This window comes from Streptomyces sp. NPDC050704, assembly GCF_040654355.1.
In the GTDB taxonomy this organism is placed as follows: Bacteria; Actinomycetota; Actinomycetes; order Streptomycetales; family Streptomycetaceae; genus Streptomyces.
Genome location: NZ_JBFAHW010000042.1, coordinates 15,323 through 40,612, shown reverse-complemented (window position 1 = coordinate 40,612; position 25,290 = coordinate 15,323). Strand labels below are relative to the sequence as shown.

Genomic DNA, 25,290 nt, shown 5'->3' with positions numbered 1-25,290 from the left:
GTATTCGGGCACCGCGGCAACATCTGGACAAGTCCTTGGTGGCGTGTGGGACGCAGGCAGGTCCGCAACCCGTGCGGTTGCCGGTCGGAGCGGCCTCAACGCAACCTCCGTAGGGCCGCCGTCGATCAACGAGGAGACCCCGGCTCACCGTCGGGGTCAGGCGACCCGCGCCGCGTCCTGCGCGGTGATGATCGCCTGAGCGGCCGCCGCGGCTCGGGCGGCTGTGCCGGCGATGCTTGAGGTGATGAACGGACCGTCGCCGGCGAAGTCCCCGATCACGTGCAGACGCGGGTCGACCGGGACCAGCCCACCGGATGGGTGCAGTTCGGCCGAGCCGTCGGCCAGCAGTGACGTGACCAGCTGTCGGGCCGCGTCAGGTATCGCTCGCGGCGGCGGATTCACGGCGTTGACGACGACGTCGGCAGTGCGTTCGCCGTCGTCGCCACTCGCCCGGAACCGCCCGTGCGCCGCCTCGATCCTGCGGACGCCCGCGGCGACGGCGAGTTGCCCGGAGTCCAGCAGCCGCATCATGGTGGAGGCGTTCACCGGGACCATCGGTGAGGCGACGCTGGTCGCCATGCGGAAGTGACGCCGCAGTCGCCTGCGATCGGGCTCGGGCAGCAGCCGCCACGCGTACGGGGCAAGGGTGTGCGCCGTCTCCTGGAGAACCCGGCGGCCGATCCTGGGGTCGTCGACAGCGGCCAGTTGCGTCCGTAGTCGCCGGACCGGCTCATCGGTCTCGGTCGCCAGCAGTTCGGCCACGAAGTCCTCGAAGTCCTCTCCCGCCTCCGCCAGTTCGGCGCGCAGCAACCCGATGAGGCCGTCGAGCGTGACGACACCGTGCGCACGGTGCAGCGCCGCCACTCGCTCGGCGGTCACGTGCCGCGGCCGGTGGCCGACCGGACGCTGCCAGACGTGCGGCAGCACCCCGCTGCGGGACAGCAGTGTGATCTGCCCGGTGTGTTCGCGCGCGGCGAGCGACACGACGACGTCCACCGCGGTCAGGCCGCTCCCGATCACCGCGATGTCGCTGCCGGGCGGGACCCGGTCGAGCCTGCGTGCCAACGGGTACGGATCGCTCACGAAACCGGGGGCGTGCCCGAGGCCGTAGTGGTCTTGCGGCATCCCTCCGCCCACGCACAGGGCCACGTGGTCGGCATCGTGCCCGCGTCCGTCCGCGGTGCGCAGCGACAAGCGGGCCCCGGACCGGACCGCCCCGGTGACCTGGGCGGCGACGACGCATACGCGCCAGCCGGCTTCGCGCAGGGTCGCCGACGCCGTCTCCGCGGTGTGCGCCAGGTACTCGCCGTACAGCGCCCGCGGAACCAACGGCTGTCCCAGCAACTCGTCGAGGTGGGCGGCACCACGCGTGCCCAGCCAAGCCGCGTAGTGCCCGAAGTCCAGGTGGCGGATCGACATGACGGCAGGTGGTGAGTTGACCAGCACCGAGTCCAGGTCGGGGCCGTACGGACGGCCTCGCCACAGATGCGGGGACGGCTCGAACACCGTGATCGAGCCAGGACTGCCGGTGTTGCCGACGGTGGCCGCCAGCGCGTCCAGCAGGCCGACCGCGGCAGCGCCCGCTCCGACGATTGCGATGTCTCTGTTGTCCATGGTCTCTCCGTCTTCCCTTCGCGTTCCAGGCCGCCACCGAACGGGTCCCGGGCCTTTCCGAGCCTCGCCGTCGCCGGAGCCGAGCCCCATCCCCCGCGAGCGGTGATCGACCGGCGATGACCCCCTCGAACGAGGGATTGGCGCAGGACAGGAGTTCGGGCAGGCTGACCGGCATCCAGACCAGGGGAGGCACCTGAATGTCCGATGCGCGTCGCCACGCCGAGGTGCTGTCAGGTGCGGAGCGGGCCGGCGACACACTCGAACTCTTCAGCGGGACGTCCGCCAAGCTGCGGCGGGTCATGCCGTTCGACTCGGCCGTATGGGCGGCCACCGACCCGGAGACCGGTCTCATCACCGCGCCGATGCTGGTGGAGAACCTCGGCTCCCGCGAACGCTGCGCCGACTACTGGGAAAGCGAACTCCTGGAGGAGAACGTCCTCCCGTTCCGGGACCTCGCCCGCGCCGCCGTCCCGGCGGCCGGCCTGCGTGCGGCCACCGGCGACGCGCCCGCGCGCAGTGCGCGCTTCCGCCGGCTGCTCGGGAGCCAGGGCGTGGACGACGAGTTACGGGCCGTGCTGCGGGTCGGCGGCCGGCCATGGGCCGTGGTGAGCCTGTTCCGTATGCGCGGTGGCGCCTCGTTCGGCCCGGCCGAGACCGCGCTGCTCGCCGGTCTGTCCGGTCCGCTGGCCACGCGGCTGCGCCGGTTCGCCCGCCCGTCCGCATCCGGCGGCAGGACCGACGCACCCATGCCCGGACTGGTGCTCTTCGACCCGTCCGGCGAGCCGACGTCGATCAACGAGGAGGCGCGGCAGCATTTCGCGCGGCTCCCTGCCGGCCCTTCCATCCCCTCGCAGCTGGGCCTGAGGCTGCCGATCTGGGTGGTCGCCACAGCGCTGCAGGCGCGGGCGATCGCCGGTGGCCGCGACCGAGGCGGCGCGAGGGCGCGTATCCGAACCGTCGACGGCCGCTGGCTGACCTGTCACGCCTCCTGTCTCAGCGGCCCCGCCGGCCGACCTGGTCCGGTGGCGCTGGTCATCGAGCCGGCGGACGGGGCCGATCTGGCGGTCCTCATCGCCGAGGCCTACGGTCTGACGCCGCGCGAGCTGGAGATCACCCAGCTCGTCACACGCGGGCTGCCCACCACCGAGATCGCCGCAACGCTGTTCATCTCCCCGCACACCGTCCGTGACCATCTCAAGGCAGTCTTCGGCAAGGCAGAGGTCTCCAGCCGGGGCGAACTCGTCGCGAGGCTGTTCACGATGCACAGTGCTCACTGAGTGACAGACGACAGGTGGCGGTCAGTCGGCCTCGGTCACCGCGGCGTCGAGGAGAGGGCCGAGTTCGTGGGCCACGGTCGTCAGGGCGCGGACGTCCCGCTCGGCCCTGGCGATGAGGATCGCCCCCTCCAGGGCGCTGATCATGAGCGTGGCGAGCGCTGTCGTCCGCTCCTCGGGCACGCCCATGTCCGCCAGAGCCCGGGCGATCGAGCCGGTCCACGTGGTGAAGGCGGTGGACGCGGCCTCCCGTGTGGACACGGCGGACTGCGCACAGTCCACCGTGGCGGCGGCCACGGGGCAGCCGCCTACGAAGCCGCCGGCCTCGTACTCGTCGGTCCACTGGCGCACCATCTCGGCGAACAGCCCGCCGGGCGTCGGCTCGGGCAGCGCGCCGAGGAAGCGGGCGACCCGGTTGCCCGCGTACCGTCCCGCCCAGTCCACGGCCTCGTTGACGAGCTGCTCCTTGCCGCCGGGGAAGTAGTGCTGGAGCGAGCCGCGCGGCGCCCGGGCGCGGGCGGCGACCTCGCGCATACCCGTGGAGGCGACCCCGTCGCGCCGGATGAGCTGGGCCGCGCTGAAGACCATCCGCTCGCGTGGCCCCCGTTCGGACACCGCCATCGTCGACCTCCATCACCGTTCCGTGAGCTTCCGGTGCCACCCTATGACCGCCGTCATAGAACCGACTACTATGACCACTGTCATAGTCGACGGCGACGACGGCCTCACCGCAGCGTGGGCCGGAAGTGGCGGTGCATCGTGGACGTGGGATTCGTCGGCCTCGGGGTCATGGGACAGCCCATGGCGCTGAACCTCGCCCGCGCGGGGACGCGCCTCGTCGTCTGGAACCGCACCTCCGCAAGGTGCGGACCTCTGCGAGCCGCCGGGGCCGAGGTCGCCGCCGGACCCGCCGAGGTCTTCGACCGGGCCGACGTCGTGATCCTCATGCTGGCCGACGAGAGCGCCGTCGACGCGGTCCTGGGGCGTGGCACCCCGGACTTCGCCGCGCGCGTCGCCGGACACACCGTCGTCCACATGGGCACGACCTCACCGGAGTACTCGGGCAACCTCCAGGACGACATCCGGGCCGCGGGCGGAAGATACGTCGAGGCGCCGGTCTCCGGCTCCCGCGTCCCGGCGGAGCAGGGGCAGTTGGTGGCGATGCCGGCGGGTGACGACGATGCCGTGCAGGCCGTGCGGCCCCTGCTCGCCCCCATGTGCCGGGAGATGTTCGGCTGCGGCCCTGTCCCGGGTGGGCTGCTGATGAAGTTCTCGGTGAACCTGTTCCTGATCACGCTGGTCACCGGGCTCACCGAGGCGTTCCACTTCGCCGACCGGCACGGGCTCGACCAGCGCCTGTTCCTGGATGTCCTGGACGCGGGGCCGATGGCCAGCGCCGTCTCCCGTATGAAGGCGCCCAAGTTGCTGGCCCGCGACTTCGTCGTCCAGGCGGCGGCCGCGGACGTCCTGAAGAACAACGAGCTGATCGCGGACGCCGCTCGGAAGGCCGGCCTGGCCTCCCCTCTCCTCGACGTCAGTCACACCCTCTTCGACGAGACCGTGGCGCAGGGCCACGGCGGCGAGGACATGGTGGCGGTACTGCGCGCCATCGAGGCCCGGACCGACAGCACACGCCTGCACGGCTCACCGGACGACGGGAAAACGCTGGAGGAATGAGAGGGCCGGACCAAGACCGGGACCTACGCCGTTCGCCCCGAACCCGAACCCGAACCCGAACCCGAACCCGAGGCCGAAGCCGAACGAGCCGGAACGCCCGGACGGCTCTGGGAAGCCGGGCCGGCCGCCTTCGCCGCGGCGGGCGGAATGAGGAACTCCAGCTCGGGCCGGTCCCACACCACGGCGGGCGGGTTCGCGGACACGGTCCCGGTGTGCACCGCCCCCACACTGCGGTAGAAGCCCTCGGCGGGCGGATGCGACACCACGCGGACGCGATCGAGCCCGGCGGCGCGGGCCTCGGACTCCATGTGCGCGACGAGCAGGCGTCCGATGCCACGTCCCTGAGCTCCGTCGGCGACGAACATCAGGTCAAGTTCCGGCGGGGCGAGGACGAGCGAGTAGAACCCGAGTACACCGCTTTCGTGCCCGTCGGCGGCAACGGCTACAAAGACGCGGTGGGTCTCGATGTAGTCGGGACCCACCCGATAGTCCGCCACCATGGCCGCGTACTGCCCTTTGTAGGCGCGCGAGCCGCGCACGAGCCGCGTGAGCCGTTTGGCGTCCCGCGCGACGGCCCGCCGTACCGTGGGCGGCGGCCCGCCCCTGGACGTAATGCTCGAATTCATTGGGAGAGTATTACGTACCGGAGTGCGGCCCCATGCGGCGGGTGCGGCCGGGTCGGTGGGTGTCGGTGGTGTCGTGGCGTGCGGGCCCTCTACCGCCGGGTGCGGGCGAGCAGGTACAGGAAGTGGGGCGTGCCCTTGACCGCCGTCATCGCGCCGGCAAGTGTCCGCGCATGGGCAGGGACTTGGCTGCTTCCTCACCCGAACTCGTACAAGAAGGTTAGCCTAACCTTAGTGACTCGGTTAGCCTGCCTCCATGGCGAAGATCCCGCGGCTCATGCCGCAGCACCCCAGGCTGTTCCGCGCCGAGGTCGTCCGGACCGGGCGCGTGTCTCCCTCCATGCACCGTGTCACCGTCACGGGCGCGGACCTCGCCGAATTCCCCTGGCTGGGCTACGACCACTGGTTCCGCCTGTTCAAGCAACTGTCCCACCAGCCCACGCTGCGGCTGCCGGACGTCTCCGGCTCGCGATGGTGGCCGTCCTACCTGGCCATACCCGAGGTCGAACGGCCGCACTGCTCGAACTACACCGTGGCCGGCTTCCGTCCCGAAACCGCGGAAATGGACATCGACTTCGTCGTCCACCGCGGGCCGACCGGAGAACTGGAAGGCGGCGCGGCGCTCTGGGCCTGCGGTGCCCGCGCCGGCGACGCACTCGCCGTACTCGATCAGGGCCTCCTCTTCGACTGTCCTCGCGACGCGTCCGAAGTCCTCATCGTGGCCGACGAGAGTGGCCTGCCCGCCACCGCGGGGATTCTCCGATCCCTTCCCCGTGACACCGTGGGCCGCCTCATCCAGGAGGTGCCCACCGGCGGCGACCGACGCGACCTCGACGCACCGGCCGGTATGACCGTGACCTGGGTCGTGCGCGACAACCCGACGTCCGTACCCGGCGCGGCCGCACTCGACGAACTTCGCAGGCACGCCCGCCCCGACGCGGCTGGATACGCCTTCGTCGTCGGTGAATCGACACTCGCCACCGAAGGGCGCCGGCATCTGCACCGAGCGGGCCTCCCGAAGAAGCGCATCACGTTCTCGGGCTTCTGGAAGCACGAGGCGCAACGGGCGAGTCTCGCGGGGTGAACAGGGCGGTCTCCGACCTGAAGTCACTCCACCGACGGCGATTGTCGGCACGACAGGCATGTCATGTGAGACGCACGTCACCCTCATGGGGCCCGTTGGGCTGTCACATCTCGCCGGGTTGTTTCCGTCAAGTCCGTGTAACCGTCCGCACGGCAAGGAGACCATCATGGACGCTCGACTCAACCTCTTCGGCAACTCCGTGGCGACCAAGCTCACGAGGCACATCAACTCCGCGGCCAAGGTCGTAACGGACTCCACGCTCCCGGCGGCGACGCAGGAGCTGGTGAAGATCCGTGCCAGCCAGATCAACGGCTGTGGCTTCTGCACCGACATGCACACCAAGGACGCCACTCACGCCGGGGAATCCTCGGTACGCCTGAACCTGATCGCGGCCTGGCGGGAGGCCAAGGTCTTCACCGACGCCGAGCGGGCCGCCCTGGAACTGACCGAGCAGGGCACCCGCATCGCCGACGCCGCCGGCGGAGTCACCGACGAGGCCTGGGCGAACGCCGCCAAGCACTACGACGAGGACCAACTGACCGCCCTGGTGGCCCTCATCGCCCTCATCAACGCCTACAACCGCATGAACGTCATCGTCCGGCAGCCCGCCGGTGACTACCAGCCGGGCCAGTTCGGCTGACCACGGCCACGGCCACGACAACGGCCACGACAACGACCAGGGACGCTGAACCACCCGCCTACAGACGGCCTTTGATCCCGATCTGTCCCGCTGTCGCGGTCGTGAGTGTGACGCAGTGATCACAGAGGGGAGGCATTTACCGATCTGGCAGTGGACATGCATGGGGCGCCCCCGACGGCCCCCCACAAGGAGTGACCTCCGCTATGCATGTCATGCCGACACCGTCCACCCCTACACGGACCGCACCCGGAGCCCTCCCGTTGATCGGGCACGGCGTCCAACTCGCCCGCAGACCACTGCCGTTCATCACCTCCCTCCGTAACCACGGCAGCGTCGTGCGCATACGGATCGGGCCTACGCCCGCGTACGTCGTCACTGACCCAGCCCTCACCCGGAAGGTGCTGGTCAGTGACGCCGCGTCCTTCGCCAAGGGTGGCAAGATCATCGATGCGCTCAGGGTGTTCTTCGGGGACGGGCTCGCCACTGTCGCCGACGGCGACACACACCTGAGAAACCGCCGTCTGATGCAGCCGATGTTCAACAAGGCGCACATCGCGGACCGCGGCGACCTCATGATCGACCAGGTCCGGGCCATGGTCGGTGAGTGGAGTGAGGCCTCGCGGCGACCTGTCTACGAGGACATGAACGCGCTCACGCTCGCCGTCTTCCTCGCCGCCCTGTTCGGTGCGGACCTCCCCGGCCATCTGGAGGGTGAATTCATCGCGCTGATGCCCGCGATCATGCAGGGCACCATCCGGCAGACCCTCCTGCCCGGCTGGATCACCGCGCTGCCACTGCCGGCCAACCGCGCGCACGCGCAGCGCGTGGCCCGGCTCCGCGCCCTCATCGACGAGGCCATCGACCACCATCCCGCCGGGAAACCGGCCCTCATACCCACGACCGGACAGCCGGCCGAAGCCGGGCAGTGCCCGCACTCCGCCGCCCGGAGCGACGCGGCCGGGCTGTTCACCACGCTCCTCACCGCCGAGGATCCGCAGACCGGCCGGCTCAGTCGGCAGCAGCTCCAGGACGAGGCGATCACGCTGCTGACCGGTGCCATCGAGACCACCGGAACCACGCTGGCCTGGGCGCTCTATGAGATCAGCGGAAACCGCGAGGTCGAACGGCAGTTGCGCGAGGAACTCAAGTCGGTGTGCGGGGACCGGCCCCTGCGCTACGAGGACCTGGACGCGCTGCCGTACACCCGCCGCGTCCTGCAGGAAACGATCCGCAAGTACGGGCCGGCCTGGCTGGTGACCCGCACCGCCACCCGGACCGTCGACCTCGGCGGGCACACCATCCCCAAGGGCGCCGACGTCGTGTACAGCCCATACCTGCACCAGCACGACCCCGAGTACTTTCCCGACCCGGAGGTCTTCGACCCCGACCGGTGGACCTCGGAGCGCACCGCCGCCACACGCGGTTCCTTCCTCGCCTTCGGCGACGGGCGGCGCAAGTGCATCGGCGAGAACTTCGCCTGGGCCGAACTGCTGATCATCCTCGCGACGATCATTCAGGAGTGGCCCGGAATCCGGCTCACCTCGCCCCCGCCGCGACGCCAGGCCGTCGTCACGGTCAAGCCCGACCGACTGACCATGGTCTTCTCCCGGAGCGATGCCTCCCCGCGTGAGGGCAACGAGGAGCCCGGGAACTGACCGACCGCGCTCCCGTGTGTATGACGGCCGGCACGGTCCCGACAACGCGTCCGGGCGTCTGGTGTGTCGCGGTGGGCTACTCCGACCATCCCGTCGTCGCAGGCCACCCGGGTCCGTCGCGGCAGGCGGGCACCGCGACACGTAGACCGAATTTCCTGATAGCCGACTCGCAAACCCAGATGCCGTGATCCCGGTGCGGTGCCGTATCCCCGGTGCTGTGTCGAAGGCGGTGTCCCGGGTACTCGGGGCGCCCCGGCAGTGGTCCTGGTCTCGTACGGGTGTTGTGCCGGACCGCTGAGTACGGCGAATGGAGTGGCCATGGCGCAGGACGGAGAGGACAGGACACTCGCCCGGCGATCCGAGGTCCCCGATCTCCGGCTGGCGACGGCGACGGAGACGGAGGCTCCCGAGCCGGTGTCGCGTCACGCGTCGCAGGCGCGCGACCTGCCCCGTGACCACAGCCAGGCCATTCTCGAGGCGGCCAAACAGGTGGGCGCCCTGCTGAAGAGGAAGGGCCACGCCTTCGCACTGGGCGGAAGCGTGGCCGTCTACGCCCACGGCGGGAGCCGGAACCTGCAACACGACGTCGACTTCTGCGTGACCCCCGACGAAGCCGAGGCCGTGGCGGCCACCCTGCGCGAAGCCTGCCTGCCCGTTCACCGGCCGCCGGAGGACTGGCTGCTGAAGACCACCTGTTTCGGGCAGGACGTCGACATCATCTTCGAGCTGGCACACCGGCCCGTCACCCCGGACATGCTCGCCCGCGCGCAGCTGATCCCGGTCGACTCGGTGCACATGCCCGTACTGGCGCCGACGGATCTGATGCGGAGCCTGATCACCGCCTTCTCGGAGCACCACTGCGACTTCGGGACGGTGCTCCCCGTCGCCCGCGCGCTGCGCGAGAAAGTCCACTGGGAGGATGTACGGGCCACCTGCGGACACCAGCCCATGCCCGCCGCCTTCCTCTTCCTTCTCGAACGCCTGAACGTCATCGCCCCGAAGGAGGACTCGGAGGAGGGACAGTCATGAGTCACCGGGACACAGAACACACTCCTGTCGTTCCGGCAGCCGGAAACCTGGACTACCGGGTTGCCCATCTCGCCGACCACCTGGCGGCCGGCCCGCTCGGCGAACTGGGTGTGCGGGTCGAGATCCGCGGCGAGGCGGTCCTGCTGACCGGCACCGTCCCGTCAGCGCAGTGCCGCGACGACGTTCTCCGCCTCGCCCGTGCGGAGTTGGCGGGACACCCCGTCCATTCGGACGTCCTCGTCGCGGACAACTCCTCACCCGACCGTGCGGAGGACCTCCCGTGATCCGGGTCGCAGCCGTCGGAGACATCCACATGGGACCCGAGAGCCAGGGCCTGCTCCGCCCCGCCTTCGAGACCCTGCCCGAACGTGCCGACCTGCTGCTGCTCGCCGGTGACCTGACGCGCCACGGCACGCTCGAAGAGGCCCAGGTGGTGGCCCGGGAGATCCAGGGCCTCGCGGTCCCGGTCGTCGCGGTCCTGGGCAACCACGATCACCATCACGAACGGCCGGACGAGGTCACGGCCGTCCTGGAGGACGCGGGCGCACGCGTTCTGGAAGGCCAGGGCACCGTCGTGACCTGCGGGGACGCACGCGTCGGCGTGGCCGGCACCAAGGGGTTCGGAGGCGGGTTCGTCGGCCGCTGCGCCGGTGAGTTCGGCGAGCCTGTCATGAAGGAGTTCGTACGGTACTCGCGCCGGTCCGCCGAGACGCTGCAGGCCTCACTGGTGGCTCTGGACGAGCAGGGCTGCGACGTACGGATCGCCCTCACCCACTTCTCCCCGGTCCCGGACACGCTCGCCGGTGAACCCCCGGAGATCTATCCCTTCCTCGGGAGCTACCTGCTCGCCGAGGCCATCGACACGGCCGGTGCGGACCTCGCCGTGCACGGTCACGCGCATCTCGGCACCGAGCACGGCATGACCAGCGGCGGGGTGAAGGTGCGGAACGTCGCTCAGCCGGTCATCGGACGGGCCTTCCACGTCTACCACGTCCGGGCGCGAGCGCCGATGCCGAACGGGACAGCGAACGCGATGCGGAACGGGATGCCGGGCTGAACTTCCGGAGCACCCCGACGCACCTGCGGTCGCACCCGGCCGAGGGCCGTCCGATCGAGACGCCGCTGCGACGCCGCCCGTCCCGTCTGCTGTCCCGGCTGCCGTCCCGATGTGGTCGAAGCCACGGACGCCGTGAGATCCGGGCCGCGTCCGCCCCCCTTGTGCGCGGGCTACCGTTCAGGGAGTTCCCTGTTCACCGCAAGTACTCGGACGGCCGGCAGTGCTCGCAGATCTCTCCTCGCTCATCGCGGCGACCACCCAGTGGCTGACGCGCTCCTACCCGGCGTGCGGCGGCGCGCTGGCCGCCGCCCTCTGCGAGGTGCAGGCCCGGCAGGCCGTGACGGTCGCGGCCTGGCTGCGGTATCCGACGCCGACCGACGTCGCACTGGTCGGTATGGCGGGGCCCGGTGGCTCGGCCGGGCTGGACTGGACGACCGGCGCGGACGCGGGCGGCGACACCGACGCATCCGCGTGGCGCACCTGGGTGGACGAGGTCGTGGCGAGTTGGGCGGCTTGTCTGCTCACCGACCCCGAGCTGGCCGGCCTCGCGGTGGCCGCGGTCGCCGAAGGCGGGCACTCGCCCGGTGTGCCGGTGGAGTTCAGGCGCCTGGTGGCACCGGACACACGCGACCGGGCCGCGGCGGCACTGCTGCGCCACCCCGACCTCCTGGCACCCGTGGCCGGGCTGCACCGCGACCAGCTCCAGGACCGCCTGAATCCGGGACAGGCGCTCATCGCCTGAGCGCGCTGTGCTGCGGCCCGCTCGCCCCGTCGGGCAGGCTGCGCTCAGCACTGCCCGCGATGACCGGTCCACCAGTCACCAACGCCCGGCGTGCCCCGGAGAGCTCCGTCACCTGACCCGTCGTGGACGGCCCGCCGAGGCCCTCACCGTGCCGATGCCGTCCCGGACGCCGGGGACAGCGCCCAGGATGCCGCCGATGGCGAGCACCATGGAGACCAGACCGCACCGAAGCGCCGCAGCGAAGAACCCGGCGCCGCCCACGAGCGACACGGTCACGAGCTCGGCCAGGGCGGGGGAGGGGCGCGCGGGGACGTACAGGGGCCGGTCGCCGCCGGACGCTGTTGGCCAATCCCCTCTGCTGGGACACCAGTTGCCGAAAGCGTGAGCACTCTCGAGGAGAGTGCTCACGCTTTTCGTGGAGGGTGTGTCTGGACGGCGCGCCGCCGACCTGATGCGCCGACAGGGTCCCGCCGCGACGGACCCATACGCCGCCGGGCGGCCGACACCCGCATGGCCGGCCGCCCGACAGCGCCGGTGTCAGCCCTTCTTGCCGCGCCCGGTCAGCGTGTCACGCAACCGGTCGACCAGTCCCGCGCCCGGGGCCAGCAGCTTGTTGGCCGGGGGTTTGTCCGGAGCGGACGGGTGCGGACGGGTCGGCGCCATCTTCTTCGCCTGTCGGACCTTGTCGCCCAGCTCGTCGAGGGCCTCGACGGGACAACTCGAGCGCAGCTTCGGGAAGAGGTTTCCTTCCTCGTCGGTCAGGTGCGAGCGGATCTCGGTCATCAGCATGCCGACGAGCCGGTCGAAGTCGGGATCGCCGGCCTCGCACCCCTCCAGATCCTTCATGATCTGCTCGGCCCTGGCGTGATCCTCGAGCTCCTTGTCGGCCAGGGCGTCGCCGCCGGCCACGTGCTCCCGCACGGCCGGATAGAGGTAGGCCTCCTCGGCCACCGAGTGCCGGACCAACTCCATCGTGGCCTGGTCGGCGTACACCTTGCGGTCCTTGTCACCGGACGGCAGGGCCTCGATGCGGCCGAAGATCTCCTCGACCTCCCGGTGATCGGTCACCAGCTCATCGATGACGTTCCCACCATGACCCATGTCCTTCACCTCCAGCCTGAGCGCGGCCCCGGACGGACCCGCAACGGCTCCCGAGTGCCCCCGGGCGACGGGATCACACGATGTCGACAAACTCCCGTGAGTTCACTGCGACTGGCGGTTTCTCAATTCCTATGCAGCGCTTGGAGGTGCGGCGATGAGTGTACGTGGGGTCGCGGGTTCCCGGTTCTGGTTGGCCGTTTCATCAGCGTCGTGGAGTAATGGTTGTCGACGGTCTTGGGTAACACTCAGCAATCAGCCGCAAGTGCCGATGAGCGCGGCCAACGCCCCGGTATTCCTTCAATTGACGTTTTCTGACTGCCGATGCGACGCATCTTTTTCAACTCACGCGGCTGAGTACAGTCCAGAAGATGCCTATCGCTGTCAGAGGAACGCCGACGAGAAAGGATATATGTGCGGGCGAGCCAGCTCGATTCTTCGACTCGTCCGGATCTCCATTCGCGGCGCCGATCGAGTGCACAAGGCGCTCGATCTCGGCTCTGTCCGTGCTGGACAAGCCGTCCGAGTCAGATCCCAGGTCGCTCGCCATTTTCAGGACGCGTTCTTCCTCTTTGGCCGAGAACGGAGATTTCCCTTCGAGGGTGTCTTCCCCCAGGGTAGGCATGCACGGCACTGGACGCCCCGTACGACTATCCAGGTAAAGTTCCCTTCCCGAACATCCGCCTCCGGATTTGACGAAAACAACCTGGTATTCACTGCCGGCTGTAATAAGGTCAGTGAGCCCGTAGGCGGCCAGCGTGATCCCAAGGGCGAGGCAGGACAGTGCGGCTCGACTGGCCCTCGGGCCTGGCGGCAGCGGCCTTCGCGAGGGGGTGCCGGATGAATTGTCCACGGCCCACGGCCGCCCGTTCTTTCGCGCGCGATCATTCAGAGATTTACCCCGCCATCCCACTGAAGATGTCACCTCACTCGCCGCTGCCGGGCCAGAAAACTTACCTTCTCAGCCTCGGGACCCCTCCCGAGAGTGGATCAACCATGCCTGAAATGGCTCGGCCCGGAACGCCCCCAGCCAGGCCGATCTCTGTCAGCAGATCTGCGGATATCGTGTCAGATACCGCGATCTGCTCCATTCTCGCGTCTGGAATCTGGTTCGGGGTGGTCCAGGGCGCCGCGGTAGCGCAGGGCGGACTCGACGCTGAGGACGAAGTAGTCGCAGAGTCGGCGTACGTCTCCGCCGGTGGCATAGATCTCCTGCAGGATCCGGTCGTCTCTCAGCGCGTTTGCGGAGATGTCCAGGGCGTGAAAGGGAAACTGCCTGCCGACGGGTCTGGTGCGCCCCGCGGTCTTCCTGCTGACGAACAGGTGCGGGTTGATCGTGTCGGGCCAGGTGCGTGCGCGGTGGTCGAGGTAGGCGCGCAGGCGGCTGGTGACGGGGCCGGCAAGAGGAATGGTGCGCTGGTCGAGGGCGAGCCTGCCGTCGACGATGTCGGTCAGCGTGAGCGCCTAGATCTGCGGGCCGGTCAGGGCGTGGAAGGCGACCAGGGCGACGGCCAACGCGGCTGTCGGATCCGGCGAGTTGAGAAGGCCGCGAATCTTCTGGGTGTCGACCGGCAGTGGGACGGTCGTGTTGGGGCGGGTCAGGCTCAGCCCGCGGGTGGGGTCGGCGAACACCCGTCGACGGGCCTCGCGCACGGTGAACAGCGAGCGCAGGTCCTGTTCGGCGAGGATCCGGTTGGTGCCCTTGGCGGGCAGGGGCCCGGTCACGTCGTCGGTGGTGATCTCGGCGAACGAGTCGCGGCCGTGCTGGGCCCACGCGCGCCAGAGGGGGCCATGCCAAGGATGTGCATGTGGATGGTCTCCACGTGCCGGGCCCGGCGTCTGGGGGCCGTGCCGCCGCCGTGGAGCATGGTGTCGAACCACAGCTGCAGCTGGTCGGTCATGCCGACGGGCAGACCGGCGGTGTGCTGGGCGAAGTTGTGGACAGGGTTCGCGATTGACCGTTGACCACCCTGCGCCGTTGTCTGGTGCGGTCGGACGTTGCCCGATGGTTGGCCTTTTTGAGCGCTACTTGGCCAGTGACGTCCCGTGACCGCTCTCGCTGCGGCGACTTGCGGTCACATGCCGAGAAGCGGCACTGCGTGGCTGGGCCTGGGTGAGCCGCTCCTCTCTCATCGCCGGTGTTGTGTCGCGTGGCAGCGGTCGCCGATCGTGTGGAGGGCGTCGAGTAGTTCGGGGGGACCGTCGACCTCGAAGTCGGCGTCGATGACGAGAATGTGTGCGGCGAGCATGTGCGGGGTCTCCGCGCCGACGTGGACGAGACAGGTGTGGTCGTCGACGGCTTCGACGACTGTGGCCGGGGTCAGCCATTGCACCAGGTCGGTGGCCGATTTGTGCACGAGCACCCGTGCGCGGTAGCGGGTGAGTGCGGCGTCGACGCCTTTGGTGACGTAGGCGGTGAGGTCTTGTTCCGGGGGCTCGCGGGGTGTGAAGCGGGGCCCGGTGGGGGTGCGGGGCTGCATCCGGTCGACGCGGAAGGTGCGCCAGTCGGCGCGGCCGGGATCCCAGCCGACGAGGTACCACTTGCGGCCGAGGTGCACCAGCCGGTACGGCTCGATCTCCCTGCGCTGGTCGGTGCCGTCGTGGGTGCGGTAGTCGAAGCGGAGGCGGTGCTGGTCCCGGCAGGCCGCGGCGATCGCGGTCAGAACCTCCGGGGCGACGGTCGGTCCGCCGTGTTTGGGGGTGACGGTGGAGGCGCGCAGGAGGCTGATCCGGTGGCGCAGCCGGGAGGGCAGGACCTGTTCGAGCTTGGCCAGCGCGCGGGTGGCCGCTTCCTCGATCCCGGCGACCGCGCCACCGGTGGCGCTGTTCAGGCCGATCGCGACGGCGGTGGCCTCGTCGTCGTCGAGCAGCAAGGGAGGCAGCTTCGCCCCGGGCGCGAGCCGGTAACCGCCGCCCACGCCCGGCAGCGCATGCACCGGATAGCCGAGCTCGCGCAGCTTGTCGATGTCGCTGCGCACCGTGCGCGCGCTCACCCCAAGCCGCTCGGCGAGTTCCGGCCCGGTCCAGGAGGGGCGGGCCTGCAGCAGGGACAGAACCTGGAGCAATCGGGCCGAGACGGTCATCACATTGCGTTACTCTACCCCCTATTGCGGAAGCCATCCTTCCGCAATAGGGGGTGTCATGGTGGGCGTGACGAACCACAACACCGCTGACACCAAACCCGAGATCCGTCCGTTCCGGATCGAGATCCCGCAGGCCGACCTCGACGATCTGAATGAGCGCCTGGCCAGGGTCCGCTTCCCGGACGAGCTGCCCGGCGCCGGCTGGGACCTCGGTGTCCCCACCGGATACCTGGCCGAGCTGGTCGACTACTGGCGCACCGGCTACGACTGGCGCGAGCACGAGGCCGCACTGAATGAGCTCCCGCAGTTCATGACGGAGATCGACGGCACCCAGGTGCACTTCCTGCACCTGCGCTCGCCCGAGCCGGACGCGGTGCCGCTGATCCTCACCCACGGCTGGCCGGGCTCGATCGTGGAGTTCCTCGACGTGATCGGCCCGCTGAGCGACCCGCGCGCCCACGGCGGCGATGCGGCCGACGCCTTCCACCTGGTCATCCCGTCCGTTCCCGGCTTCGGCTTCTCCGGACCCACCCGCGAAGCGGGCTGGAATCCCAACCGGGTGGCCCGGGCCTGGGTGGAGCTGATGCACCGCCTCGGCTACGAGCGCTTCGCCGCCCAGGGCGGCGACATGGGCGCGCTGATCACACCGGAGATCGGCCGGGTCGCGCCCGAGTCGGTCATCGGAATCCACGTGAACGCCGCCACCCTCGGCTTCCAGCCGATGGGCCCCACCCCGGAGGACGTGGTGGCCAAACTGACGGACCAGGACCGGCAGCGCCTCGCGGCACTCGGCATGTTCGCCGCCGACGGCTCCGGCTATATGGCGATCCAGATGACGCGTCCGCAGACCCTCGCCTACGGCCTCACCGACTCGCCCGCCGGCCAGCTCGCCTGGATCATCGAGAAGTTCAAGGAGTGGTCCAACCCCTCCGCCGAACTGCCCGAAGACGCGGTCGACCGGGACACCCTGCTCACCAACGTGATGCTGTACTGGCTCACCGCGACAGCGGGCTCGTCAGCGCGGATGTACTACGAGGGCAGCAAGTACGCCCAGGCCGGGTGGTTCCCCCTCACGCGTTCCGAAGTGCCCACCGCGGTGGCGAACTTCGCCGGCGACACGGCGATCCGGCACTGGGCCGAGGAAGCCAACAACGTCGTCCGCTGGAGCGAGTTCGACCGCGGCGGACACTTCGCGGCCCTGGAGGCCCCCGACCTGCTGACCCGCGACGTCAGGGAGTTCTTCCGCGACCTGCGCTGATCTCACAGCGACGACCCGCCTACGGCCCGGATGCCAGTGATTCGACCGCGGCCTGGCCCCGGTGCTGATGCCGGGGCCCTCTCGCGTTCAAGGCAGTAACAACGCGCTACGAACACGCCCCCGGAACCGGCCAACCATGCCGCGACACAATGGCCACCTACGACGCAACGTTCGCGGTTGCGGCGCCGCAGCTTGGCGTTGCGAGCGATCAGGGTGTCCTGGGCCGATGGCTCACGTGCTCCTTCGTCGTTGGAGGTCGTTCGGTGGGTGGAGATCTCCTGGACAAGGTCGGGACAGCGCCGGCGGAACGTCGTGTTGCTCATGCCGAGGCTGCGGGCAAATGCGAGGACGCTCGGTCGACGGTTGGCGTCTCGGCAGGCGGCCAGCATCTTCTCCATGCGCTTGCGGACGAGTACGTACGGTAGGTCCTGGTCCGGAGAGCTCACGGGGCGGTCACCGGGATTCCGTTGCTGAGCAGGGACTGCGTGATCTCAGCTCGGCGCTGGTTGAGGCGGTGAGCGACCAGCGGGGGCAGGAGGGGGCGGGACGTGAGCCGCCGCCCGATCCTGTCGAGTTCTCGCTTCCATGCTTGCGTGTTTTCGACCACGCGCGGACGAGAGGTTGCGCACCACGGCCAGACCCATCGACCGCTCCCTTCACGGAGTGCGTCTTCACATCGATGCTGCTGATCGAACTTCACTGGGGATGACGGAACTTCAGATCCCATGCCAGCCGTCAGTCACCACCCGGGAGCTGCGCACCTGCTCCGGCGCCTCCCAGTCACCACGAACGAGCTGACGGCCCTAAGGCAGGGCCCGGTCCCTGGTGCCGGCTGCGCGGTAGGTGAAACCTCAGTGATTGAGGCTTCACCTACCCGGGTGGAAATTTGGTAAGCCTTGCCTTATATGCTGACGCGGCCCTCGCCGTCGCATCCGGTGTGCAGGGGCGTGACCGTCCCTTCCCCGCACGACAGGACCCACCATGCGCACCGCCTCCCGTGGCCTCTTCGCGACGCTTGCTCTCACTCCATTGCTGGCCGGTTGTTTCGTCTCCGGCGAGGGCGGTTCGAGTGCGGATGGCGAGGCGGGGCAGTCCGGCCGTCTCAGGGTCGCTCTCGCGGTACCGCCGGTGCAGGCCCTGTCCCCGTACAGCAACGACGCGACCGTCCTGAGCAAGCTCTCCGTGGCCGAAGGCCTCACGGCGCTGGACGAGGACGGAGTCGCCGCGCCCGCGCTGGCGAAGTCCTGGACCCAGAAGAACGCCACCACCTGGGCCTTCGAACTGCGCGAGGCCACGTTCCAGGACGGCACCGAGGTCACCGCCGAGTCCGTCGTCAACGCGCTCGACCATGCCAATGAGGCCGAGACCAAGCCGCGCGTCCTCAGCGACGTGACCCTGACCGCCAAGGCCGAGGACGCCGACACCGTCACGATCAGCACCAGGACCGCCGACCCGGTGCTCCCGCTGCGGCTTGCCAGCCCCGCGCTGGGCATCCTCTCCCCGAAGGCGTACGCGAAGGACGGCACCGTCAGCCCGGTCGGCACCGGAACCGGTCCCTTCGAGATCACGAAGCTCACCGGCAAGACCAAGGCCGCCCTCGACCGTTTCGACGCGCACTGGGGCGGCAAGGCCAAGGCGTCCGGTATCGACGTGAGCTGGATCGCCGACGGCACCGCCCGCGCCAACGCCCTGCGCGCCGGCGACGTCGACATCGCCGAGTGGATCCCCACCGCCCAGGCGAAGCTGCTGGACAAGGACACCCGTCACGAAGTGCCCTCCGTACGGACCGACAGCTTGGTCCTCAACACCGGCAGCGGCCTCTTCACCGACGAGACGCTGCGCGCGGCCGCCCGTGAGGCCGTGGACGGTGCCGCTCTCGTCGACTCGGTCTTCGGCGGGTACGCCGACCCCGCGCAGGGCCTGTTCGGGCCCGCCGTCTCCTGGGCGGCCGACAAGCGTGTCGAGGTGACCGGGCGCGCCGCGGCCGCGACCACCGCACAGGTCAAGTCGAAGACCAAGGGCAGGACGCTGCGCCTGGCCAGCTACACCAACCGCGCGGAACTGCCCGAAGCCGCGAGCGTCCTGCAACAGCAGCTGGAGAAGGCCGGCTTCGCCGTGAAGCAGGACGTACGCGAGTACACACAGATGGAGGCCGACCTCCTCGCGGGCAAGTACGACGCACTGGTCTTCTCCCGCGTCACCCTCCTCGACACCGGCGACGCCGTCGCCTACCTCGCGAGCGACTACACCAGCGACGGCGTCTACAACATCGCGGGACTGAAGGACTCCAAGGTCGACCAGGCCATCAAGTCCGCCGCCGGCGAAGGCGATACGGCGAAGCGGCAGCAGAAGATCATGCGGGCCGAGGCGGAGATCCTGCGCACCGACGCCGTCGTACCGCTGGTCCACGAGAAGGTCGTGCAGGGCATCAGCACCGGTGTCGAAGGCGTGCTCCTCGACCCCCGCGAGCGCTCCCTGGTCGACGTCGACACGCACGCGAAGTAGCAGCAGATGAGCGTCACGTCGGGCGGTGCCGGCGTCCGTCCGGTCCGGTGGCGTGCGGGGGCCGGCCGGGTCGTCGCCGGGACCGCACTGCTGACGGCCGTCGCCCTGCTGCCCTGGCTGTCCAGGACCGACCCCGCGCTGACGGTCCTGCGGGCCCGCTCCGCCGACCAGGACCCGACCCCCGGACAGCTGGCCGTCGTACGTGAGCAACTGGGCCTGGACCAGGGGCCGTTCACGCATCTCGCGCACTGGCTGGGGGGACTGCCGCGCGGCGACGCGGGCACCTCCTGGGTGTCGGGCGAACCGGTCCTGCCTCAGGTGACGGCCGCCTTCGCGGTCTCCGTCACGCTGATGCTCGGCGCCCTCGTGGTCACGATCGCGGTGGCCGCGCTGGTCTGCGCCCGCACCCTGCACCTCGGAACCCGGCGACGGCTGCGACAGCGGCAGGCGGGCACCGGGGCCGCCGTCCTCGCCGCGCTGCCCAAGTTCCTGCTGGCCTCGCTGCTCGCCACCGTGTGCGGGGTGTGGCTCGGCTGGTTCCCGTCCAGCGGCTGGGCGGGACCGCGGTCCATGGTGCTGCCCGCGCTCGCCCTCGGTGTGCCGTCCGGGGCGATGATCGGCGCTCTGCTCGATCAGTCGCTGCCCGCCGCGTTCAACGAACCATGGGCGCGGACCTGGCACGCCTTCGGCTTCTCGCCCGGCCTCACCGCCCGGAACGGGCTGCGCCGCGCGCTGGCCGGTGTGCTCCCGCAGCTTCTGCCGACGGTCGTGGCCCTGGTCGGCGGCGCGGTCGCGGTGGAGAAGATCTTCAACATCCCGGGACTCGGCCGGCTCGCCCTTGACGCCGCCGTGGCCCAGGATCTCCCGCCGCTGCAGACCGCGACGCTGGTCCTCGTCCTGCTCGGCGTCACGGCCGGCCTGCTCATCCAGGCCCTGCGCCGCGCTCTCCTCGGCCCCGCGCTGCGGGACGGCGGTCTGCCCGCCCTGAACCCGCCGGCCCTTCCGCGGCGGCGCACCACGCGCTGGATCGCCGGATTCTGTGCCGTCGCCCTGCTCACGCTGGTCGTGGCGGGGCTACTGCGTGATCCCTTGTACGTGGACACGGGGGCCCGACTGCTGCCGCCCTCAGCCGCGCACCCGTTGGGCACGGATTCACTCGGCCGGGATCTGCTGGCCCGGCTGGGCCACGGAGCGCTGCGCACGGCGGGCGTCGCCCTCGTGGTGACGGCGGTCAGTACCGCCATCGGGCTGCTGCTCGGCATGGCGGCCCAGGTGGGCGCGGGCCTGACAGAAGTGGTGTCGACGCTGCCTGCCGTCCTCGCCGGACTGCTGACGACCGCGCTGACCGGGCCGTCGGTCTGGGGCGCCGCGTGCGCGGTGTGCCTGGTCGCCTGGAGCCCGTACGCCGCCCAGACCGCGGCGCTGCTCGAACAGGAACGGGCGAGCGGGCACATGCAGGCGTCGATCCTGTTCGGCGCCGGCCGGTGGTATCTGCTGCGCCACCACCTGCTGCCCGCGGCACTGCCCGCGGTACTGCGCAACGCCCTGCTGCGGCTGCCGACCACCGTCCTCGTACTGGCCTCCCTCGGCTTCCTCGGCCTGGGAGAGCAGCCACCCACTCCGGAGTGGGGCCGCCTGCTGTCGGAGAACCAGCCGTATGTGGAACTGGCACCCTGGACCGTTCTCGCCCCGGCCGGCGCGCTCGTCCTGCTCTCCGTTCTCGCCGTGTCCGGTGCGGCATCGGGAGGGAGCGGAGCCCGGCGCCGCACCGGCAGACGCGGTATCCGTCTCAGCGGCAGGTGATCGGCATGGCGGAGAGGGCTCATACGTGACGTCGAGCCGGCGGCACCTGTCGCGCGACCATCTTCAGGACGACCTTCCTGGGAAGTTTGCGGGCCAGGTGAGCCAGCAGGGCGTTGGTGCGGCCGGCCACCACACTGGGACGTCCCTTCGCGATCGCCCGCAAGGCGGTCTCCACCACTTGGGCGGGGTTCTGCAGACTGACGCCCTCGCTCGGACTGCCCGCGATCGCGAAGAACTCGCTTTCCGTCGGTCCCGGCGACACGCACAGGACACGGAGACGGCTTCCGCGCGCTTCCACCCACAAGGCCTCTGTGAAGTTGATCACGTAAGCCTTGGCCGAGGAGTAGACGGCCATTCCGGGGAAGGGCAGATGACCGGTCAGGCTGGCCACGTTGATGAGGATTCCGGAGTCCGCCGCGAGGAGGTCGTCGTAGAACTCCTTTGTCAGGTCGACCACCGCCGTGACGTCTACCGCGATCAGTTTCTCCATGTCGTCCGCGTCGGCTTCCGCGAAGACGGCCTGCTTTCCGAATCCGGCGCAGTTGACGAGTCCGCCGACGGTGATGCCGTGGCGTTCGAGGCGGGCGCGTAATTCCCTTCCCGGGCGTGGCGTGGCCAGGTCGAGTTGCACGGGAATCGCAGCAACGCCGTACCTGGAGACCAACTCCGCGGCGAGATGGTCGAGTCGATGAAGCCGCCGGGCCACCAGAACGACGTCGTGGCCCCTCTCGGCGAGACGCCTGGCGAATTCCTTGCCGATACCCGAGCTGGCGCCCGTGACTACCGTGGCCGTTCTTCTGCGCATGACACCTCTCGCGTTCCTCAACCGAGCCCGCAGAATGACACGCCGAGGGAGCCCTGGGGCCGGGCGGGCAGCGAATGAACAGCGGCACAGGCCGCGTCCGAGGAAACAGACCAGTTATCGGGCAGCAATTGAGCACACCGTGAAGGGACTGCGGGGCACATTCGGCAGCCTGCGGTGTGAGTTCAACGCCGAGCATGGGCCGGCCAGGCGGCACAGTTCTCCACCATGATCCCCCACGCCATGAGGGCCCACGGCGGACCTGCGGAGATCCTGGTCATCCTCGACCACGACGGACAGCGCACCCATCTCCACCAGCCGCCCTGACCGCTGCCCGCCATCAGCTCGCCGGTGGTCTCACCGGATGCGGTGTTCCTCCCAGAAGGGGTCCAGGTCCTGGTCCGTCACGGACTGTGCGGCCTTCTTGAAGTCGGCGGTGGTGGAGACGCCGTACCAGTGGTCGCGGGCGTACTGCTTGAGGAGTCGGGCCATGGCGTCGGCCCCGACGGTGCGCTCCAGGCGCGCCAGGGCGCAGGGGCCGGCCGTGTAGATGACGTGGTACTCGCCGCGGTGCTCGGCCCAGTAGGCCATCGAGTTGGTCAGCGCGGTGCGGTCGCTCGGCCAGTCGGTCTCCGACCAGCAGTCGAATGTGTCCCAGCCGTAGAAGCGTGCGTTGGCGTACTGGGCGAAGCTCTCGTCCAGCCAGGGCGAGCCGTATTCGTCGTTGCCCACGATGCCGTACCACCACTGGTGGGCGACCTCGTGGACGACCGCGCCGCCCTCCTCGGTGGTCCCGAGGATGACCAGGCCGGGGTACTCCATGCCGCCGCCGAACTCCTTGGTCATCACAAGGTCGATCTCGCCGTACGGGTAGCGGCCGAACTCCTTGCCGAACCGGTCGACGGCGGCGACGCCGTCCCGGCGGTTGAGGCGGACTCCCGCGGCGGGTGTGTCGGGCGCCCAGTACGACTTCACGCGCACGCCTCCGGGCGAGGTCTCGGTCGCGGTGCGGAACGGGCCCGCCGCCCAAGCGAAGTCCCGCACCTGGTGCGCGACGCTGTGTGTGACGGTGCGTCCGGGTTCGCCGGGGCGGGTCCAAGTGCGGCCGGTCGCCGGGATTTTGAGGGTCGACGGGTGGTCGATGCGCACCCGGAAGTCGCTCGCCAGGGCGTAGAAGCTCTCGCCGGTCGACACATACGGATCGAGGTGCCACCCCTTCGCGTCGTGCACGGCGAGCACCGGCAGTGCGTTGCCCAGGAAGCGGAACGCGCCCTCGCGGCCGAAGCGGTTGTTGCGCTCGGGCACGGTGATGGACACGTCGAAGGCGATGGCAGCCCGCTCGCCGCGGGCGAGCGGCTTCGGCAGGGTGATGCGCAGCGCCGTGCAGTTCACGGTGAGGGGGCCAGGCGTGCCACCGCGGACCTCGGAGACCTCGACGGGAGACAGCTTGTCAGGCGTACCGCACGCGTCTTCGCCGTTGCCCCACAGACGTACGTACACCTCACGCAGGGGCCGGTCGGAAGCGTTGCGGAACGATACCCGCTGCCGGCCCGTCCACCGGGAGCCGTCGGTGTCGGCGCGCAGGGTCACGTCGTAGTCAAGGCGGTCGGGCGTCGCGGCCTCGGAGGTGCTCGCCTCGGCCTTGGGCGCGGTGACGGCATCGGCCATGGTGGCGGCCGCTGCCAGGAGCAACGCGAGCAGGGCAACGAACAGACGGCGACCGGCCGTTGACGACCACGCGGGTAAGGATGACATGGCAGCGGATCTTGCCATATCGGTCTGGCACTCGACCCACACCTGCGACAACCGAGGGGATCAACTCCGCTTGGGCGCGGGAATGCTTGCCGGACCCCGGAAAGCCGACCGAGCCGGTGCCGTGGGTCGGGCGTCCGGTCGGGTCGACTGAACGGTCGACTGAACGGCCGAGCACGCCTGCGCGCGGGCGACCACGGCATGCGACTCGTCCTGGTCGCCGTGGCACTTCGGCACCTCACCGCCGCCATGCCGCCCCGCCTGCCCGTCGCCTCATGACCTCGGCGGTCCCAACGGCTCCCGCGCGCCCCGCCGTTCGGCGTGCAGGCATCCCGGGAGCCACCAATGTGGACCACGTCGCGCACACGGCCCCCGACCTCGACCAGGCTGTGGCCTTCTTCACGGGATGGTCGGGGCAGCCCGGACCATTCCGGGCGGCCCCATCGCGGGAAACCGGTGGATCTACTTCCGCACCCCCTGGGGTATGCAGATGGAGCTCGTCCAGGCATCCCCGGGCCGCCCTTGCGAGAGCACCACCAGCGCCCGCCGCTATGGTCCGGCGCCTGCGGCCGTGTTCAGTCGTCGCCGGGTGCGTCGACGAAGGTGGCGCCGATCTCCAGCATCCGCTCGACCGCGTAGGCCGGGTCGAGCAGTCCTTCAGGGGTGTGGATGCCCGGCGTTACGGGTTCGCCGCGCAGCCCGAGCAGTCGTTCGACACCGAGGGTGATGCCGAGTGCGGTCAGGGGGTTTTGCCCCGCCGGGCGGACGAGGTAGCGAATGGTCCTGAGCGGTGCGCCGGTCGGTCCTGTTCCTTCGAGGTCGATCCGGGTCTCGTTGGAGGCGGGTTCGCCGCGGCGCCGGCCCGCGGACTCACCGACGGCGAAGTCGAAGCGGACGTTCGGCGCACCCGTTGCGAGGGCGAGGCTCGGTACGTCGAGGATGGGGATGCTCCGGCCGCTCAGGACGGTGCCGTCGGTACTGGTCACATCCGCCTCCGCGTCGGGGCCGGTGATCCAGGTGAAGACGCCGTCACGGCGTACCAATCCCGCCGAGGTGGCGGTGGACAACCGCTCCAGATCCGCTGTTCCCGCGGGCCCGCCGGCGTCCAGTTCGTCCAGTACGGTGCTGATGCGGATGGTGTCGATCCGGTCGAACTCCCGGGCCGAGTGCAGTGCCGCGAGGACGCCGACACCGGCGCAGTAGTGGCTGGCCACCAGGATCGGCGCGGCGCCGGGCCGCTGGGCGCCCGCGACGACCTCCAGCGCGACATCCGTCAGGCCGCTGGAGATGCTCAGGTACGGCACCCTGTGGTGCTGCGCGTAGCGCAGCCCGTGCAGGTGGTCGTCCCACAGCGCGGCGACCACCGCCGAACAGCTGTGATCGGCCGGGAGGCCGAGATCGCCGCGCCGCAGATCGATGGTCACGGCAGTGGCGGCGCCGAGTTTGTCGGCCACCCGCTGTGCGCGGTCGATGTCACGACCCGCGATCGTCAGCGGCAGCGCCGGGTGCCATCGGCGCAGCAGGTCGGCGGTCCCCGCGCCCGCCTGGCCCGAACCACCCAAGATCAGTACCGAGTTCGACTGTCCCACTGTGA

The 25,290-nt window shown here is 70.0% G+C and carries 22 protein-coding genes and 1 pseudogene; 12 read left to right on the top strand and 11 right to left on the bottom strand.

All coding sequences use genetic code 11. The annotated features are described in order from the left end of the window. Window positions 1–156: 156 nt before the first annotated feature. Window positions 157–1,614, bottom strand: a complete 1,458-nt coding sequence (locus AB0I18_RS24645; RefSeq protein WP_363107725.1) for an FAD/NAD(P)-binding protein — start codon at window positions 1,612–1,614, stop codon at window positions 157–159. 197 nt (window positions 1,615–1,811) lie between these two features. On the opposite strand from AB0I18_RS24645, the gene AB0I18_RS24640 reads away from it, so the two are divergent. Beyond that, entirely contained in the window at window positions 1,812–2,891 is a 1,080-nt protein-coding gene (locus AB0I18_RS24640) for a helix-turn-helix transcriptional regulator (protein WP_363107724.1), read from the top strand. A 21-nt stretch (window positions 2,892–2,912) separates the two neighbouring features. On the opposite strand, the gene AB0I18_RS24635 is transcribed toward AB0I18_RS24640, so the two are convergent. Then, window positions 2,913–3,509 carry a TetR/AcrR family transcriptional regulator gene (locus tag AB0I18_RS24635; RefSeq protein WP_363107723.1) on the bottom strand — a complete coding sequence of 199 codons (597 nt, stop codon included), beginning with the start codon at window positions 3,507–3,509 and terminating at the stop codon, window positions 2,913–2,915. 138 nt (window positions 3,510–3,647) lie between these two features. Here AB0I18_RS24635 and AB0I18_RS24630 point away from each other — a divergent pair, with 138 nt between their 5' ends. Next, the gene (locus tag AB0I18_RS24630; protein ID WP_363107722.1) at window positions 3,648–4,565 is read left to right on the top strand and encodes an NAD(P)-dependent oxidoreductase; all 918 of its coding nucleotides are present in this window, start codon (window positions 3,648–3,650) and stop codon (window positions 4,563–4,565) included. Between the two features lie 143 nt (window positions 4,566–4,708). On the opposite strand, the pseudogene AB0I18_RS24625 reads toward AB0I18_RS24630, so the two are convergent. Beyond that, window positions 4,709–5,191: pseudogene (locus AB0I18_RS24625) on the bottom strand (GNAT family N-acetyltransferase); the annotation flags it as partial. 253 nt (window positions 5,192–5,444) lie between these two features. Between AB0I18_RS24625 and AB0I18_RS24620 the strand changes: the two are divergent. The 7 genes from AB0I18_RS24620 (at window position 5,445) to AB0I18_RS24590 (ending at window position 11,395) form a co-directional block, all read left to right on the top strand. Continuing rightward, entirely contained in the window at window positions 5,445–6,272 is an 828-nt protein-coding gene (locus AB0I18_RS24620; protein WP_363107721.1) for a siderophore-interacting protein, read from the top strand. Between the two features lie 166 nt (window positions 6,273–6,438). Next, on the top strand, window positions 6,439–6,912 hold the full coding sequence (locus AB0I18_RS24615) for a carboxymuconolactone decarboxylase family protein (protein WP_363107720.1): 474 nt from the start codon (window positions 6,439–6,441) through the stop codon (window positions 6,910–6,912). A 203-nt stretch (window positions 6,913–7,115) separates the two neighbouring features. Beyond that, a complete protein-coding gene (locus tag AB0I18_RS24610) occupies window positions 7,116–8,567 on the top strand; it encodes a cytochrome P450 (RefSeq protein WP_363107719.1) in 1,452 nt (483 codons plus the stop codon). A 318-nt stretch (window positions 8,568–8,885) separates the two neighbouring features. Beyond that, entirely contained in the window at window positions 8,886–9,596 is a 711-nt protein-coding gene (locus AB0I18_RS24605; protein ID WP_363107718.1) for a hypothetical protein, read from the top strand. Next, on the top strand, window positions 9,593–9,880 hold the full coding sequence (locus AB0I18_RS24600; RefSeq protein WP_363107717.1) for a BON domain-containing protein: 288 nt from the start codon (window positions 9,593–9,595) through the stop codon (window positions 9,878–9,880). The genes AB0I18_RS24605 and AB0I18_RS24600 overlap by 4 nt, the downstream gene beginning before the upstream one ends. Beyond that, window positions 9,877–10,653: a metallophosphoesterase gene (locus AB0I18_RS24595; protein WP_363107716.1), complete on the top strand. Its 777-nt coding sequence runs from the start codon at window positions 9,877–9,879 to the stop codon at window positions 10,651–10,653. The genes AB0I18_RS24600 and AB0I18_RS24595 overlap by 4 nt, the downstream gene beginning before the upstream one ends. 220 nt (window positions 10,654–10,873) lie before the next feature. Further along, window positions 10,874–11,395 carry a hypothetical protein gene (locus AB0I18_RS24590; RefSeq protein ID WP_363107715.1) on the top strand — a complete coding sequence of 174 codons (522 nt, stop codon included), beginning with the start codon at window positions 10,874–10,876 and terminating at the stop codon, window positions 11,393–11,395. 108 nt (window positions 11,396–11,503) lie between these two features. Here the strand turns inward: AB0I18_RS24590 and AB0I18_RS24585 are convergent, their stop codons facing one another. The 5 genes from AB0I18_RS24585 to AB0I18_RS24565 form a co-directional block, all read right to left on the bottom strand. Beyond that, window positions 11,504–11,671 carry a hypothetical protein gene (locus AB0I18_RS24585; protein ID WP_363107714.1) on the bottom strand — a complete coding sequence of 56 codons (168 nt, stop codon included), beginning with the start codon at window positions 11,669–11,671 and terminating at the stop codon, window positions 11,504–11,506. A 261-nt stretch (window positions 11,672–11,932) separates the two neighbouring features. Further along, window positions 11,933–12,496 carry a hemerythrin domain-containing protein gene (locus AB0I18_RS24580; RefSeq protein ID WP_363107713.1) on the bottom strand — a complete coding sequence of 188 codons (564 nt, stop codon included), beginning with the start codon at window positions 12,494–12,496 and terminating at the stop codon, window positions 11,933–11,935. Between the two features lie 337 nt (window positions 12,497–12,833). Further along, window positions 12,834–13,118, bottom strand: coding sequence for a hypothetical protein (locus AB0I18_RS24575; protein ID WP_363107712.1), 285 nt, complete (start codon window positions 13,116–13,118; stop codon window positions 12,834–12,836). 839 nt (window positions 13,119–13,957) lie between these two features. Further along, window positions 13,958–14,218 carry a hypothetical protein gene (locus AB0I18_RS24570; RefSeq protein WP_363107711.1) on the bottom strand — a complete coding sequence of 87 codons (261 nt, stop codon included), beginning with the start codon at window positions 14,216–14,218 and terminating at the stop codon, window positions 13,958–13,960. Between the two features lie 404 nt (window positions 14,219–14,622). Further along, a complete protein-coding gene (locus AB0I18_RS24565) occupies window positions 14,623–15,579 on the bottom strand; it encodes a YafY family protein (protein ID WP_363107710.1) in 957 nt (318 codons plus the stop codon). A 64-nt stretch (window positions 15,580–15,643) separates the two neighbouring features. On the opposite strand from AB0I18_RS24565, the gene AB0I18_RS24560 reads away from it, so the two are divergent. The 3 genes from AB0I18_RS24560 (at window position 15,644) to AB0I18_RS24550 (ending at window position 21,142) form a co-directional block, all read left to right on the top strand. After that, window positions 15,644–16,834 carry an epoxide hydrolase family protein gene (locus tag AB0I18_RS24560; protein WP_363107709.1) on the top strand — a complete coding sequence of 397 codons (1,191 nt, stop codon included), beginning with the start codon at window positions 15,644–15,646 and terminating at the stop codon, window positions 16,832–16,834. 981 nt (window positions 16,835–17,815) lie between these two features. Further along, window positions 17,816–19,339, top strand: a complete 1,524-nt coding sequence (locus AB0I18_RS24555; RefSeq protein ID WP_363107708.1) for an ABC transporter substrate-binding protein — start codon at window positions 17,816–17,818, stop codon at window positions 19,337–19,339. A 6-nt stretch (window positions 19,340–19,345) separates the two neighbouring features. Continuing rightward, a complete protein-coding gene (locus AB0I18_RS24550) occupies window positions 19,346–21,142 on the top strand; it encodes an ABC transporter permease subunit (RefSeq protein ID WP_363107707.1) in 1,797 nt (598 codons plus the stop codon). 19 nt (window positions 21,143–21,161) lie between these two features. Here the strand turns inward: AB0I18_RS24550 and AB0I18_RS24545 are convergent, their stop codons facing one another. The 3 genes from AB0I18_RS24545 to AB0I18_RS24535 form a co-directional block, all read right to left on the bottom strand. Next, window positions 21,162–21,947 (bottom strand): SDR family oxidoreductase, encoded by a 786-nt coding sequence (locus tag AB0I18_RS24545; RefSeq protein ID WP_363107706.1) that lies wholly within the window; start codon window positions 21,945–21,947, stop codon window positions 21,162–21,164. A gap of 354 nt (window positions 21,948–22,301) precedes the next feature. Next, window positions 22,302–23,699 (bottom strand): M1 family metallopeptidase, encoded by a 1,398-nt coding sequence (locus AB0I18_RS24540; RefSeq protein WP_363107705.1) that lies wholly within the window; start codon window positions 23,697–23,699, stop codon window positions 22,302–22,304. A 572-nt stretch (window positions 23,700–24,271) separates the two neighbouring features. Continuing rightward, window positions 24,272–25,285, bottom strand: coding sequence for a saccharopine dehydrogenase (locus tag AB0I18_RS24535; RefSeq protein ID WP_363107704.1), 1,014 nt, complete (start codon window positions 25,283–25,285; stop codon window positions 24,272–24,274). Window positions 25,286–25,290 lie beyond the last annotated feature (5 nt).